We start from the raw sequence: 633 nt of genomic DNA on the forward strand, positions 1-633 counted from the left end.
CGCCGGCGCGCGCGGGCAGGCGCAGGTGGCGGTAGCGGCCGCTGCGCGCGTTGTGCAGCGATTCCAGCGACGGCGTGGCGCTACCCAGCAGCACCGGCACGCCCAGCGCCTTGCCGCGCACCAGGGCGAAGTCGCGGGCGTGGTAGCGGATGCCGTCGAGCTGCTTGAAGCTGCCGTCGTGCTCCTCGTCGACCACGATCAGCCCGGCCTCGGGCAGCGGCAGGAACACCGCCGAGCGCGTGCCGACCACCACCCGGGCCTCGCCGCGGGCCATGGCCGCCCAGGTGCGGGCGCGCTCGCCATCGGACAGGCCCGAGTGCAGCGCATGCACGGGCACGCCGAGGCGCGCGCGGAAGCGCGTCAGGGTCTGCGGGGTCAGGCCGATCTCCGGCACCAGCACCAGCGCCTGCCGGCCGCGCGCCAGGCAGTCGGCGATGGCGTGCAGGTAGACCTCGGTCTTGCCGCTGCCGGTGACGCCATCCAGCAGCAGGGCGGCGAAGCCATCACGCGTGGCCAGCACGGCGTCCACCGCGGCCTGCTGATCGGAATTGAGGGCTGGCCCGGGGCGCGGGTCGACGGCAGCCGGCGTCGCCGCCACCGCGATCCGTTCGGCCAGGCCGCGCTGGGCGAGCG

The 633-nt window shown here is 76.0% G+C and carries 1 protein-coding gene; it reads right to left on the reverse strand.

Annotated features, from left to right (window positions below; genetic code table 11):
* Positions 1-633: replication restart helicase PriA (gene priA / locus N800_RS15060; protein WP_036140564.1), on the reverse strand; the 633-nt coding region annotated here is incomplete at both ends.

The organism is Lysobacter daejeonensis GH1-9, from assembly GCF_000768355.1.
GTDB lineage: Bacteria > Pseudomonadota > Gammaproteobacteria > Xanthomonadales > Xanthomonadaceae > Aerolutibacter > Aerolutibacter daejeonensis.